Genomic DNA, 13,091 nt, shown 5'->3' on the forward strand with positions numbered 1-13,091 from the left:
GCAAAAATGCTAATCAATTATCGGCTCAGCACCAACCTCAATTCGTTTTCAATGTTTATTCATGAGATTTTTGCTATGCTTAGGTTAGTTAATAAAGGAGGTCTTTTTATGGATCGTTATGCCGTTATTTATAATCCGCATTCTGGCCAAGATCATGGCGAGTCAGTTGGTAAAAAAATTGAACAAGCCCTCGTTAAAAACCAGCAGACGGTTGAATTGATGCCTACTAAAGGCCCTAAAGATGCGACACGCTTAGCAAAAAAAGCGGCGCAAGCGCAGTTCGATATCGTAGTCGCTGTCGGTGGTGATGGCACCATCAACGAAGTCGTTAGTGGCCTAGCTACTTTAGAGCAGCCACCTTATTTAGGAATTGTTCCCGCTGGTACCGTTAATAATTTGGCCCGCGTTTTACAAATTCCGTTAGATATTGACCAAGCGATTGAAAATCTACAGCAAGGCCATCTCCAACCACTAGATGTCGGTCAAATCAATGATGACTATCTAATCAGTACGATGACGCTTGGTATTTTAGCTGACGCTGCTTTGAATGTTACCCAGAGCGAGAAACAAAAATGGGGCCCCTTGGCTTTTTTAAACGAAGGTATTCGTGTATTAGCCAAGCATCAACATTACCCTTTAACAATTGAAACCCCTCATCGTCACTGGCAAAAAGACACACAGTTCTTGCTCGTGACACTCACCAATTCCGTCGGTGGTTTTACAAAATTCAATCCCGAAGCGCAACCAGATGATGGCTATTTCCATGTATTTGTCGCTCCTAAAATGTCATTAATGCGCTCTGCTATGTTTCTCCCCTATTTTCTAACAGGCAACTTTAAGAAAATTCCTGGAATGACCTACTTTAAAGCTGATAAAATAACAATTACCACTGACAATCAAGAAAGTGTGCAAACACGCATTGATGGCGATCCTAGTACCAAATCACCGTTAAATATGCGGTTATTGCAACACAAATTACAAGTCATCACGCCTCACTAGGCTATTAAAAAAGACAAAGTCTTACGACTTTGTCTTTTTTCTATTTCGTTTCATTTTCTTGATAACGTTGATAAAGTGATTCTAAGAATTGAATTTCAGTTACATTTTGATAAGGGAGCACATAGAAATTAGCGAGACCGTATGTCACACCAACCAATAATTGCCAGAAATAAAATGAATATTGCATGATTAAGAATTCTAATTTATAGCCATGCATGATTTTACGACTCATGTTAATCGCTTCGCTAGCAGTCATTTCAGGATTTTTTTCCAATAAGACATTAGTCATTGCGTATGAGGCCCCTTTGACAACCCCCGGAATGACGAATAACAATGACCAGCAGAATTGATAGAAGGTGGTTAAAACATTTGCTTTTAACACCCGGTTCTTTTGCGCTTTTACTAAGTAGTTAAAAATTTTCAACCCATCGGCACGCTGACCTCGTAAAGTAACGATTGCGCACCACTGTAAAACGGGTTTGCGTAAACAAGCAATTAAGAATAGCACTATTAAGAGCATAATCACCACTACAAACCATAAGAAAACCGTAAATCCGGTCGGACCTCGGTCAGAGTAGAGGTTCCCCAAAATTGTCATTTCAATGGCCGTCATCATTCTGCCAAAACTCATTACCAAAAGAAATGTGACAACAATCATCCCCACCACCAACCACAAGATGGTCTTCATCCATTCGCCATAACGTCCGGATAATTTACGTTGAGCTTCCTTTTTGATGTCCGCCCGCGTCATATTTAACCCCTCGACTTGGTCTAATTGGAGTGCCATTTCTTCATCCGTTTTCAATTTTTCAAAACGGCTCTTCACACTGTCACTTGTTGCGTTTGGATTGGTCATTTGTTCGATGTTAAACCCACATTTGGGACAAAACTTAGCCCCCTCCTTGATCTCCGAACCACAATTTGGACAAAACTTCATGATTATCTTCCCCCACTACTTAATATTAATTCTCTTTTATACTACTATTATTAACTTCTTTTGAACAGGGGGTTAATTAAAATCACGTATTATTCGATCATTATTTATTACGCGCGTATCTCGCTTCTACCTTAGCTTTATCTGCTTGCCACCATTCCTCATGGTGCCGATACCAATCGATTGTCTGCTGTAACCCAACTTTAAAATCGGTTAATTGCGGTTGCCATCCAAGTTCTTCACGAAGCTTGGTCGCGTCAATGGCGTACCGCAAATCACGCCCTGGTCGATCCTGAACTTGATCATATGCATCCTTGGGTTGCCCCATCAATGTTAAAATCATTTCCAAAACAGCTTGATTCGTGCGTTGCCCATCAGCACCAATCAAATAGGTCTCGCCAATTCGGCCACGTGTCAATATTGTCCAAACAGCGCTAGAGTGGTCATCCGTATGAATCCAATCACGAATATTTTGGCCAGTGCCATATAACTTAGGGCACCTACCACTTAAAATATTGGTAATCTGACGCGGGATAAACTTTTCAATATGTTGATACGGCCCATAATTATTGGAACAATTGGATATCGTTGCGCGTAGCCCAAATGAGCGCACCCACGCCCGTACTAACAAATCAGAACTCGCCTTGGAAGCGGAGTACGGACTACTAGGATTATAACGTGTTTCGGGTGTAAATTTTGCATCACCTACTAACGGTAAATCGCCGTAAACTTCATCTGTAGAAACGTGATGATACCGCACATGATATTGTCGACAGGCTTCAATTAGCGTATAGGAACCCATAATATTAGTTTGAATAAAAGGTGTTGGATCCTGCAGCGAATTATCATTATGACTTTCAGCTGCATAATGTACCACCGCATCCACCTTTTGGACTAACTGCTGAACCAATGGTGCATCACAAATATCACCGACTACCAACGTCACTCGTTCTGCTGGTAAGCCGGCTAAATTAGCCCGATTACCAGCGTACGTTAACTTATCCAAAACCGTTACATGGACTTCTGGCTGTTGCCGGACCACATAGCGAACAAAATTAGAACCGATAAAACCGACACCACCGGTTACAAGAATATGACGTATCATTTATCAAATCTCCCAACTACTTGTTATCACTTATCATAGCACGGACAACAAAAAAAGAGTTACCCAGTAATTTAAACCAGGTAACTCTTTAAACAGCTTTTTCTAAACATTCAATACCTTATTCAAGAAGTCTTTTGTTCTGTCGTTTTGTGGGTTGCCGAAGACATCGTCTGGGGTGCCTTGTTCGACAATGTGCCCGTCTGCCATGAAGATGACACGATCAGCCACTTCTTTGGCGAAGCCCATTTCATGGGTAACAACGACCATCGTCATCCCTTCTTTGGCCAAGCGCTTCATTACTTCCAGGACATCGCCGACCATTTCCGGATCAAGCGCTGATGTTGGTTCATCGAATAACAGAATATCGGGTTTCATCGCCAAGGCGCGCGCAATGGCGACCCGCTGTTTTTGACCACCTGAAAGTGAGCTTGGTTTGGCATCGTACTTATCCGATAAGCCGACTGTTTCCAAAAGATGTTTAGCCGTTTCTTTGGCTTCTTCTGGTGTCATTTTGCCCAGTTCAACAGGTGCTAGTGTGATATTTTCAGCAACGGTGAGATTTTTAAAGAGGTTAAAGTGTTGGAACACCATCCCAATTTTTTCCCGAATCTGATTCAAGTCGCTCTTACGATCACTAAGATTATAACCATCGACGATGATTTCGCCGCTCGTTGGTTCTTCCAAACGGTTCAAACAACGGAGAAAAGTACTCTTCCCAGAACCAGAAGGCCCAATCATAACAACCACTTCATTGTTGCCAACGGTTAAATCCAAATCCTTCAAAACTTCATTACTACCATAATTTTTAATGAGGTGGGACACTTCAATTCTATTCATTAGTTATTCATTCTCCTCTCGATATACTTCGATAACCATGTCAATAATGTAATCACAATCAAGTAAATCAACGCGATCATCCCCCAGATTTTGAAGCCTTCTAGGTTTCTAGCAATGATAATCTTGCCGGCTTGCGTTAATTCAACAATACCGATGATTGATAAGATCGAGGTATCCTTCAATGTGATGATGAATTGGTTAATAAAAGATGGCACCATAATCCGAATACCTTGCGGTAAGATAACGCGGCGCATTGCTTTGCCATATGGTAGGCCTAAACTACGGGCTGCTTCCATTTGACCAGCGCTAACGGCACCAATCCCACCTTTAACGAAGGCGGCTGTATAGGCCCCTTCATTGAACATCAGTGTAATCACACCAGCGACCATTGCGGGAATCTTTTGCCCCGTCAAACTTGGAATCCCAGTGTAGATGAATAAGGCTAAGACTAATAGTGGCAAGCCTCGGAAGATATAAATCACTGTATCCGAAACGCCCCGTGCAAATTTATTCGGTAACACGCCGAGTAAGCCGAAGAAGACACCGAAGATGGTTGCGAAGAAGATCGCGATGACCGTTAATAGTAATGTTTGACCTAAGCCATCTAAGATTGCGCCCTTATTTTCTTTTAATAAACCGAAGAAACTGTGATCAGCTTCTTTTTCGCTAGATGCTTTAGTATTTAAATATTTTGCTTGAATTTTAGCGTATTCGCCACTGGCGTTTAACTTCTTCAATCCCTTGTTGAATTTAGCAACTAACTCTGGGTTAGTGCCTTTCTTAACAGCGAATCCGTAGTCGCCGCCTTGAACTGGCTTCGTGACAATTTTCAAGCCTAAACCAGTCTTAATCCCGTATTGCATGACTGGTTCATCTTCGAAACAGGCTACTGAGTTACCGTTGACAACATCATTGTACATATTGTCGGAATCATCAAAAGTAACCGTTGTAAAGCCGTACTCTTTGGCCTTTGATTTTGCATAATCACCAGCAGCCGTCCCAGTCTTAATTGCGACCCGTTGGCCTTTCAATCCTTTTAAGCCAGTAATCTTACTGTCTTTTTTAACCGCCATGACAACGCCTGTGTGATAATAAGGATCCGCAAAATCAAATTTTGCTTTCCGTTCATCCGTAATTGTCATCCCGGCAATCACACCATCAATCTGTCCTGATTGGACCGCTTGAACGGCGGCATTAAAGCCGAGAGGTTGGATATTCACTTTGAAACCTTCTGATTTTGCGATGGCCTTCATGATATCAATATCAATCCCGACATACTTATTATCCTTATTCGCAAATTCGAACGGTGGATAAGTGACATCAGTTCCGATTTCATAAGTTTTCTCAGCCGCTTGCACTGATTGCACCTGTTGACTGCCAAATACAAACAGTCCCAGTAACAACAAACTACTCAAAAATAACGTTATTTTCTTCATTGTGAATCCTCCTCTATACCCTCTTACCGGTCATTAAAATTAAAAACTAATAAGTTTAGTTATAATGCTATACTCATAATTATAATCAAAAACACATACTTTGTCGAATTTTTATTCATTTTGTGCCTAAAAGATAAACTTTTTATTTATTCTAAATGCTAAAAAAGGCAATTAACCTACCCGGTTAACCACCTTTATTTCGAGCATTAGCCGAGTTTAACGACATCCGCCAATGCTTCATTAATTTGATGACAATAATCTTTTTGAATTTGTCGGATCTCCTGTAATTTTTCTAATATTAACGAATCGTTCTCTGTTTCAATGATTGATAACATTTTTTCAACACTTTCAGCGTATCCTCTAAAAGCTTCCTTTAACCGTTGATTAGTTTCAGTAAAATAACTTGGCGGATTAATACTTTCAGTCAATTCCACAAAATGTCGCAAATTCACCAAATTCTTCTGGAAATACTTCTTCAAGGAATGCAGATTCTCATTAGCCAAACATCTGCCTAATACGATATTACGGCAGGTTTGTGTGTATTCGTTAAAAACCGTATCAAATACTAATAATTTCTCAACGACCTGGTTGCAGCGCATGATATAAGTAACCGACGATAACGTTTCTGTTTGACTTAACATTTTATTATTTCTCCCCTCTATTGTTATAGAGCTTAAAGTCTTCCAAATTCTAATAGTTACCATTGTATATAATACGATAAACCGTTTATTAGCAATGTTAATCGCTTTCTTTTTTTCTAATTTTTTACAATATAGACCATTAAGGCCATTTATATGACCGCTCGGTGTAATAGTTTACTAATACCACAAACAATAAACCACTAAATCTATCTTGCACTAGACCACTTTAATATTGATTAGCCTATTATAAAATTCAGTTCATATAAATTAAATTTTATAAATAAAATTATATTGTCAACCGTTATTTTGTCCCAATTTGGGCAGTTCGTGAATCACTTTGAGCAACATGATTCTGTTATAATAGGCTTATTAACTTGTGAGGAGTTTTTTTATGATTAAGCCGATTATGCATGATACCGAATTTTTGAGCCAGGTGGCCCTACCTGCCACAACTGCAGATACAGCAGTTATCACCGATTTAATTGATACATTACAAGCTAACACCGATCGTTGTGTCGGCATGGCTGCTAATATGATTGGCGTTAATAAACGGATTATTATCGTCCAAATGGGGATTCTCCCTGTAATTATGGTCAATCCCAAGATTATCCGTCACAGCAACCCTTATCAAACTGAAGAAGGGTGCCTATCACTTGTTGGCCAACGTTCAACAAAACGGTATGAAACAATTGAAGTAAGCTATCAAGATCGCCAATTTAAAGCACAGCAACAAGCTTTTTCTGGCTGGGTAGCTCAAATTATCCAACATGAAATAGATCATTGTGAGGGCATCCTCATTTAATTCCTATTACACAGCCACTAGTCCGATTTGGTCTAGTGGCTTTTTTATATCACTAAAAATTTTTTTAATTAATTTAAATTAATTAAAAAATTAAATTCGGATATTATACTATTTGCCGTCTAAAAAATCAGCTTAGTTCTAGCATTTAATTTAATTTATTTTCGAAACAAAAATTACCGTTGCGACATTTATATTAACCGTTCAAGTAATTAGCGCTTTTAACAATCGTCTTTTAACGCCATATTAATGACTTAAAAGGGCATAATAATAGCATTTTTTGGTAAAAACGTGACAGGTTAAAGATGCTATTTTATTAATAATAGTGATAGAATATTAAATAATCAAGTAATATAAGGAGCACTTTTGATGTTAAATATTGCATTTTGTGACGATAATCAGTGTTTTCTAAAAAAAATCACTCAAGAAATCGATCGATCATTAGCCATCAAAGCAACTTATCAGACTTTTACAAATGCAACCGACCTACTCGATGCCTTTAAACCCGGTGTATTCGACGCCCTTTTTATCGACATTTATATGCCCAAAATTAATGGTAAAATGTTAGCCCACAAAATTCGCAATCTTGATAAGCGGGTAAAAATTATTTTTGTCACCCGTTATGAACAAGAAATTCTAAATACCTTGCAATATGATATCTATGATTTTCTACCTAAAGATCATCTCAGTGAGCGTATTGATAACTTACTGGCACGGCTGAGTCGCTCTGTGGCTTTTGAAAATAGCAAATATCTCAGACTGAAACTACGCGAAACAACTGGTGAAGAACTCTATAAAAAAGTCTATCTTGATGACATTATTTACGTTCAATCACTCAATCGGAAAGTTTATCTCCATCTGGCCGATCAAACCCAATTTGAACTTATCGGTTATACCTTCCAAGAAATAACAGATTCGCTAGTTGAGAAGGGATTTCTGAGAACGCATCGGAAATTCTCCGTCAATCCAATTTTTATTAATGAAATTAAAAACACCAGCATCCTAATGGATAATGGTGAAAAACTAGATTTAAGCCGTCGACGAAAAAAAGAAGTTCAAGAAGCATTTATATGCGGTATACGGGGGATTCTCAGTGACTAATCTAATTATCTACGTTACACCGACTGTGATTGAAGTGACCATCCTTTATGTACTATTGATTTTATTTTTAAATACGCGTTTTATTCAACGAAGCCGGGCGATTGCTGTGCTAATCACACTCATTGCGATAGATTCATACCTTACTATTTTTATCTCTGAATCAATACCATATATCCGTGCACTGCTAATCCCCATCGCTGTGAGCCTTTCATCAATATTACTATTTAAAGATAAAATAATTAAAATCTTTTACTTTGTTGCATTAGGTTACTATTTTGTTTATTTCTCTGATATTTTTTCTGGGTTAATACTCTCCAACCTTCTCAATAAAAATATCCTACAAGTTATCGACGTTACAGATTTTTATGGCATCCTATTCTATATTCTGACGAAGTCGATCATGTTGCTTCTAATTTATGGCTACTACCACTTTTTCAATAAACTGAATTTAAATATTTCGTATCACTATTTAATGATTATGAACTGTATTTTAATCATTGGTGCCATCCTAATTGACAATTTCATGTCTATCATCAGTGGCAACTTGCAACTTAACAATACGGGCCCGTTATCCCATAAAATACTAATTATGGTTATTTTACTCAATATCACTATCTGCTTAACGATTTACCTATTTTCACAACTAAGCCTCTACTATCAAAATCGTGAATTTGAACTTAACCTTCAAGCGGCTTCTACTGTCTTAAAAAACGAAATTAAAATTCAAAATAAAAAAGAACTTGAACTCAGTCATATGCGGCATGACTTTAAAGAAAACATCATGTCAATCAAATACATGATTGAAAATGAGCTTGATACTGAAGCCATTAATTATATCAACCAGATTACAGGGCAATTGGAGAAGGTTAAAGCCCAGGTTTTAACCGGGAATGTCTATATTGATGCCGTTTTAAACAACAATATTCAACTATGTGCTTCTAAGGATATCGAACTCTCACTTAAAGTGGACCAAGTCCAGACTGAATCGTTAGAACCCGTTTCCCTCTCCAACATACTAATTAACTTATTAAAAAATGCCGTTGCCGCAACCGAAAAGCTGCCCCCTGAAAAAAGAAAAATTAGCGTTAAGATTTTTGAATACAAACACAAATTGGTATTAATCGTTAATAACTCTCATGCCGAAACCCATTTAGGTAGTAGGGTAAACCTTTCTAACAAAAGTTGGTTTAAGCATGAACATCACGGACTAGGTATCGGGATTATTAAGAAGAGCATCGATCGACTAGACGGTGATTATAAAATAGCCTACGATGAAACACACTTTGACATGCTTGTTTTATTACCGATTGATCAAAAATAATAATGGCGGTGTTGGTGGCTTGGAAAACCTTACAAAAATGATTACTAATCTACTCGTTAGAAAAAAAGTGATTTCAGCAGACGAACAAGTCTTCTACAATTATGGCGTTGAGCTAACAATTAATGAGTTTTTAATTACGGCCTCCATCTTATTATTTGGGCTCAGCACTCATCAATTTTGGCTCACTGTCGGTTATGTGATTCTCTTTAGAATCATTCATACACAAACCGGCGGCTATCACTGTCGGACCTATTTAAATTGTTATCTGACATCCGTTTCTCTGGCTATTGTTGCCATCTATCTCGCGCAATGGCTATTATTCAATACCACTATCGCGATTATTTTCTCGCTTCTATCAGCCCTTGCTTTCTGGTTTGGAACACCACTTATAGAAGATAAACGTGTTAAAAATGAAAAGTTTAAGCGTAATCGGATCACGATTATCGTTTTCGGCTTATTCTCAGTTTTGTGTCTGTTCTTCCATTTTTTAGTCGTTCCAATCGGTGCCGCGACACTGGCAACTTTAGTACTAGTCACAATATCTCATTTAAAGGAGGTGATATCTCATGAAAAAAGTCCTAAATTACGTTAGAGAAGCCATCGTATTAAAGATGCGCTTAAACTCAAAAACTGTTTCTGCAGGCTGGAGCTACGAAGTTAAAAAACCAGCTGAATTAGACAAATACCTTAAGAGTATTGACTAATTCATTACAAAAAAAGATCCCGTCAATGACGAGATCTTTTTTTATGCTCAATTACTAACCGCGATGGTCAGCACCCTTCACTTAAACGTGCTTCTCGAACTGCCTTTTCCGGTTAACCACAAAATGGGAATCATGGCTAAACCCGCCATAATCCCCATTTTCTTGTTAATCCTCAAAGCCAACCCGTTCGAGTCAGAACTCTATTTATTTTCTTTCTTTTCACTTTGTTTTAATTCTTCACCCAATTTGATAATATATTTCTTCAAGTCATCTTTCACTTCTGGGTGTTTTAAGCCATATTCAATACTTGTTTCTAAATAACCGAATTTGTTACCAACATCGTAACGACGGCCTTTGAATTCGTGAGCGAAGACGCGTTGGGTCTTGTTCAATTCATCGATTGCATCGGTTAATTGAATTTCACCACCAAGGCCTGGTTTTTGATTTTCTAGGACATCAAAAATTTCCGGAGTTAATAAGTAACGACCGATAATGGCTAAATCACTAGGTGCCTTATCAACAGCTGGCTTTTCAACGAAGTTCTTAACATTGTATAAATCATCTTTAACCTTGTTTTCAGGGTTAATGACACCATACTTATCAACTTCGTTATGTGGTACTTTCATAACAGCCAATTGTGAGGCATGTGTTTCTTCATATTCATTAATTAATTGTTTGCTCAATGGCACTTCATCTTCCATCAAGTCATCACCTAACATGACCACGAAAGGTTCGTCAGCCACGAAAGACTTCGCAAGACGAACAGCATCCCCTAAACCATTAGGATGTGATTGGCGAATGAAATAGAGGTTAACGCCCATGTCAGTGGTTTCATTGACCATCTTCAACATCTTCGTCTTATTCTTAGCTTTTAAGTTTTGTTCCAGCTCAGGTGCTGAATCGAAGTGATCTTCGATTGGCCGTTTGCCCTTACCAGTGATAATTAAGATATCTTCAATCCCTGAAGCCTTTGCTTCTTCCACGATAAATTGAATCGTTGGTTTATCAACAATTGGCAACATTTCCTTCGCCATTGCTTTGGTAGCTGGTAAAAAACGAGTGCCCAATCCGGCTGCTGGAATAACTGCTTTGCGTACTTTCATTTAAAGAATCCCCCATTAATCATAGTCTAATCATAGTATGCCATACTCAGGCCGATTTGTGACCCTTAGACGCTCAAAAATGAGAAAAATATTAATATCTTAACACATGTTTGTTAACATAATCACATTAAATTTGTAAGCGCTTGTTAATGTTTGCTATCCTCAATTGAATAGTTTATTAGGAGGTTTCTATGTTACTACATACGCGTACCGTCCCGCTCCAACACACAGTTTGTCCAGATTGCCTACCTTTAATCAAAACCGTCGATTATGATCTGCGCTTTCGTGAATCAATTAGTTGCCCGTATATCAACCATTATCGTATTAATTCCGATACCATGTTGCTAGCGACTAATAAACATCGCAGTTTAATTATCAGTCGTAACAACGGCCTGCAAGCGACGCCCCTTTCAACCCGCAAATTAATGCGCCAGTATAACCGTCAACAACTCATTGATTTCTCACAAATGCGACACATCTATCATAACTTCGGCCACCTACGGAAACTACCGCAAATTAACGGTGAATACCAATTTCTACCGCTTAGTGGCACTGCCCATCAAAACGCGAGTTGGTTAGCGCTACACTACGTTAAATACTACGAACAAGCTGGTGATCATCTGCGGATTACTTTCCTGAATGAAACAAGTTGCGAACTCCTCTACAAAGGACGTCAGTTAGAGACCGAAATTCATCAATGTGCCGCAATCGGCCGGATTCTACGCACGAGCCTCGGGATTTGCGCAACTAACTTCGGCTATACCATCGAACTGCAATCTTGCTTTAACAGTAGTATTATCCACAGCTATGATTACTGTCATTGCCAATTATGTAGCATGGTACCGAATAACCTACAACAATTGATTCGGCTCCTAGATGACTTAGAAATTCACAAATCAAATTATATCTACCAAGCGGCCATACAAGAATACAAGGAATATCCGATTCATGAATTTAGCTGGTATTTACAAGGTGTACCCGGTTTTATCAGGAAATTACGCGATTTATAAAACACCCGAAATATTGGCTTTTCACCGATTTTCAAGATTAAATAACACTTGTTTCAGAAATTACTACTTACGAATTCCTATAAAACCAACGTTTCACTCTGATTAATCATCAAAAACGTTCGTTATTCTTTTGATTGCCAAGTCGTTATAGTGAACTTACCGGGAAAATTCACTGCGAGCTCGCGGCCTAAAGGATGATATATAATGACCAAATCTAACCAAGCCGCTTTTAATCTCTTACTCCAAGACGACAACTTTATTTACGGTGCCCTCAAATCGCTCCATATTAACCGTTATCACGAGAATTTCGATGATCTCTACCAAGAAGCCATCCTGACCTTCATTGATGCCTATCAGCGCTTTCCAGGCGATCCTGAGACCCAAGAGCACGAATTCATCGTCTACGCTTACCAAGCGATTAAATGGGCCACGATGCGACACTTCAGACAAGAAAACGGCCGGAACAAACAAATCGGTTTCGTTAACCGTCTATCTGAAGACGATGCCCTAATGGACTACCTCGACCAAATCAGTGATCCCCACTGCGACCCAGATAATGCCGTCATCTATAACGACCTCTTCGAAAAACTCTATCAGGTCTGCGACCCGCGTGAACGTCGCTTCCTAGTCCTACGCTACTTTGCCAACGCCAGCCTAAAAGAAATCGCCGTGGACTTAAACATCACGCGGCGAACGGCTAATAATATTAAATTTAGGGTGCAGAAGAAGTTTAGTAAGTTGTTAATCTAATAAAAAATAAAAGGCCTCTCGTAAGAATGAGAGACCTTTTATTTTAGTTGATGTTCAAATCGTTTTTAATTTTACTTGTTGAAATACCTTCTGTTCTTGGTAAGTAGATTACTTCACATTGATCTTTTAGGAAGTCAAATTGACCTTTCCAATCATCACCCATGACAAATGTATCAATATCATACTTAGCAACGTCAGTTTTCTTTTGTTCCCAATCTGTTTCTGGAATCACTTCATCAACATATTTAATAGCTGGCAAATTCTATAATTAATCCGAACAGAAATTAAAAAGCCCAAAGCAATCACTTACAATGGTAGTAGCTAATTCCAACCAATATAGGGAGTGATTAC

At 38.5% G+C, this 13,091-nt stretch carries 14 protein-coding genes and 1 pseudogene; 8 read left to right on the forward strand and 7 right to left on the reverse strand.

Annotation, left to right across the window (positions count from 1 at the left end):
• Window positions 1-108 precede the first annotated feature (108 nt).
• Entirely contained in the window at window positions 109-999 is an 891-nt protein-coding gene (locus NDN60_RS03615) for a diacylglycerol/lipid kinase family protein (protein WP_011375184.1), read from the forward strand.
• Window positions 1,000-1,039: 40 nt separating this feature from the next.
• On the opposite strand, the gene NDN60_RS03620 is transcribed toward NDN60_RS03615, so the two are convergent.
• The 5 genes from NDN60_RS03620 to NDN60_RS03640 all read right to left on the reverse strand — a co-directional run bounded on the left by NDN60_RS03620 (window position 1,040) and on the right by NDN60_RS03640 (window position 5,952).
• Window positions 1,040-1,936 (reverse strand): DUF975 family protein, encoded by an 897-nt coding sequence (locus NDN60_RS03620; RefSeq protein WP_011375185.1) that lies wholly within the window; start codon window positions 1,934-1,936, stop codon window positions 1,040-1,042.
• Between the two features lie 100 nt (window positions 1,937-2,036).
• Window positions 2,037-3,038, reverse strand: a complete 1,002-nt coding sequence (gene rfbB, locus NDN60_RS03625; RefSeq protein ID WP_099947724.1) for a dTDP-glucose 4,6-dehydratase — start codon at window positions 3,036-3,038, stop codon at window positions 2,037-2,039.
• A 102-nt stretch (window positions 3,039-3,140) separates the two neighbouring features.
• Window positions 3,141-3,875 carry an amino acid ABC transporter ATP-binding protein gene (locus NDN60_RS03630; RefSeq protein WP_011375187.1) on the reverse strand — a complete coding sequence of 245 codons (735 nt, stop codon included), beginning with the start codon at window positions 3,873-3,875 and terminating at the stop codon, window positions 3,141-3,143.
• On the reverse strand, window positions 3,875-5,311 hold the full coding sequence (locus NDN60_RS03635; protein ID WP_099947725.1) for an amino acid ABC transporter substrate-binding protein/permease: 1,437 nt from the start codon (window positions 5,309-5,311) through the stop codon (window positions 3,875-3,877). The genes NDN60_RS03630 and NDN60_RS03635 overlap by 1 nt, the downstream gene beginning before the upstream one ends.
• A gap of 206 nt (window positions 5,312-5,517) precedes the next feature.
• The gene (locus NDN60_RS03640; protein WP_099947726.1) at window positions 5,518-5,952 is read right to left on the reverse strand and encodes a hypothetical protein; all 435 of its coding nucleotides are present in this window, start codon (window positions 5,950-5,952) and stop codon (window positions 5,518-5,520) included.
• 391 nt (window positions 5,953-6,343) lie between these two features.
• Here NDN60_RS03640 and NDN60_RS03645 point away from each other — a divergent pair, with 391 nt between their 5' ends.
• From NDN60_RS03645 to NDN60_RS03665, 5 genes are all read left to right on the forward strand, one after another.
• The gene (locus tag NDN60_RS03645) at window positions 6,344-6,754 is read left to right on the forward strand and encodes a peptide deformylase (protein ID WP_011375190.1); all 411 of its coding nucleotides are present in this window, start codon (window positions 6,344-6,346) and stop codon (window positions 6,752-6,754) included.
• A gap of 366 nt (window positions 6,755-7,120) precedes the next feature.
• Window positions 7,121-7,852, forward strand: a complete 732-nt coding sequence (locus tag NDN60_RS03650) for a LytR/AlgR family response regulator transcription factor (protein WP_099947727.1) — start codon at window positions 7,121-7,123, stop codon at window positions 7,850-7,852.
• Window positions 7,845-9,173, forward strand: coding sequence for a sensor histidine kinase (locus tag NDN60_RS03655; RefSeq protein WP_056948066.1), 1,329 nt, complete (start codon window positions 7,845-7,847; stop codon window positions 9,171-9,173). The genes NDN60_RS03650 and NDN60_RS03655 overlap by 8 nt, the downstream gene beginning before the upstream one ends.
• 19 nt (window positions 9,174-9,192) lie before the next feature.
• The gene (locus NDN60_RS03660) at window positions 9,193-9,765 is read left to right on the forward strand and encodes an accessory gene regulator B family protein (protein ID WP_157771049.1); all 573 of its coding nucleotides are present in this window, start codon (window positions 9,193-9,195) and stop codon (window positions 9,763-9,765) included.
• Window positions 9,740-9,877 (forward strand): hypothetical protein, encoded by a 138-nt coding sequence (locus NDN60_RS03665; protein ID WP_011375194.1) that lies wholly within the window; start codon window positions 9,740-9,742, stop codon window positions 9,875-9,877. The genes NDN60_RS03660 and NDN60_RS03665 overlap by 26 nt, the downstream gene beginning before the upstream one ends.
• A 200-nt stretch (window positions 9,878-10,077) precedes the next feature.
• Here the strand turns inward: NDN60_RS03665 and galU are convergent, their stop codons facing one another.
• Window positions 10,078-10,980, reverse strand: a complete 903-nt coding sequence (gene galU, locus NDN60_RS03670) for a UTP--glucose-1-phosphate uridylyltransferase GalU (protein WP_099947729.1) — start codon at window positions 10,978-10,980, stop codon at window positions 10,078-10,080.
• Window positions 10,981-11,171: 191 nt separating this feature from the next.
• On the opposite strand from galU, the gene NDN60_RS03675 reads away from it, so the two are divergent.
• Window positions 11,172-11,990, forward strand: coding sequence for a hypothetical protein (locus NDN60_RS03675; protein WP_099947730.1), 819 nt, complete (start codon window positions 11,172-11,174; stop codon window positions 11,988-11,990).
• A gap of 204 nt (window positions 11,991-12,194) precedes the next feature.
• Complete coding sequence (locus NDN60_RS03680) at window positions 12,195-12,740, forward strand: sigma-70 family RNA polymerase sigma factor (RefSeq protein ID WP_099947731.1); 546 nt, start codon at window positions 12,195-12,197, stop codon at window positions 12,738-12,740.
• Between the two features lie 43 nt (window positions 12,741-12,783).
• On the opposite strand, the pseudogene NDN60_RS03685 reads toward NDN60_RS03680, so the two are convergent.
• Window positions 12,784-12,999, reverse strand: a pseudogene (locus tag NDN60_RS03685) (glycerol-3-phosphate cytidylyltransferase); the annotation flags it as partial.
• Between the last annotated feature and the right edge of the window lie 92 nt (window positions 13,000-13,091).

The organism is Latilactobacillus sp. (assembly GCF_033176295.1).
In the GTDB taxonomy this organism is placed as follows: Bacteria; Bacillota; Bacilli; order Lactobacillales; family Lactobacillaceae; genus Latilactobacillus; species Latilactobacillus sakei.

Excerpts from the sequence above, each read along its gene's own strand:
- NDN60_RS03645 (WP_011375190.1), top strand. The coding sequence starts at position 6,344 with ATGATTAAGCCGATTATGCATGATACCGAATTTTTGAGCCAGGTGGCC.
- NDN60_RS03675 (WP_099947730.1), top strand. The coding sequence starts at position 11,172 with ATGTTACTACATACGCGTACCGTCCCGCTCCAACACACAGTTTGTCCA.
- NDN60_RS03680 (WP_099947731.1), top strand. The coding sequence starts at position 12,195 with ATGACCAAATCTAACCAAGCCGCTTTTAATCTCTTACTCCAAGACGAC.
- NDN60_RS03640 (WP_099947726.1), bottom strand. The coding sequence starts at position 5,952 with ATGTTAAGTCAAACAGAAACGTTATCGTCGGTTACTTATATCATGCGC.
- NDN60_RS03615 (WP_011375184.1), top strand. The coding sequence starts at position 109 with ATGGATCGTTATGCCGTTATTTATAATCCGCATTCTGGCCAAGATCAT.
- NDN60_RS03635 (WP_099947725.1), bottom strand. The coding sequence starts at position 5,311 with ATGAAGAAAATAACGTTATTTTTGAGTAGTTTGTTGTTACTGGGACTG.
- NDN60_RS03665 (WP_011375194.1), top strand. The coding sequence starts at position 9,740 with ATGAAAAAAGTCCTAAATTACGTTAGAGAAGCCATCGTATTAAAGATG.
- rfbB (WP_099947724.1), bottom strand. The coding sequence starts at position 3,038 with ATGATACGTCATATTCTTGTAACCGGTGGTGTCGGTTTTATCGGTTCT.
- NDN60_RS03650 (WP_099947727.1), top strand. The coding sequence starts at position 7,121 with ATGTTAAATATTGCATTTTGTGACGATAATCAGTGTTTTCTAAAAAAA.
- galU (WP_099947729.1), bottom strand. The coding sequence starts at position 10,980 with ATGAAAGTACGCAAAGCAGTTATTCCAGCAGCCGGATTGGGCACTCGT.
- NDN60_RS03620 (WP_011375185.1), bottom strand. The coding sequence starts at position 1,936 with ATGAAGTTTTGTCCAAATTGTGGTTCGGAGATCAAGGAGGGGGCTAAG.
- NDN60_RS03630 (WP_011375187.1), bottom strand. The coding sequence starts at position 3,875 with ATGAATAGAATTGAAGTGTCCCACCTCATTAAAAATTATGGTAGTAAT.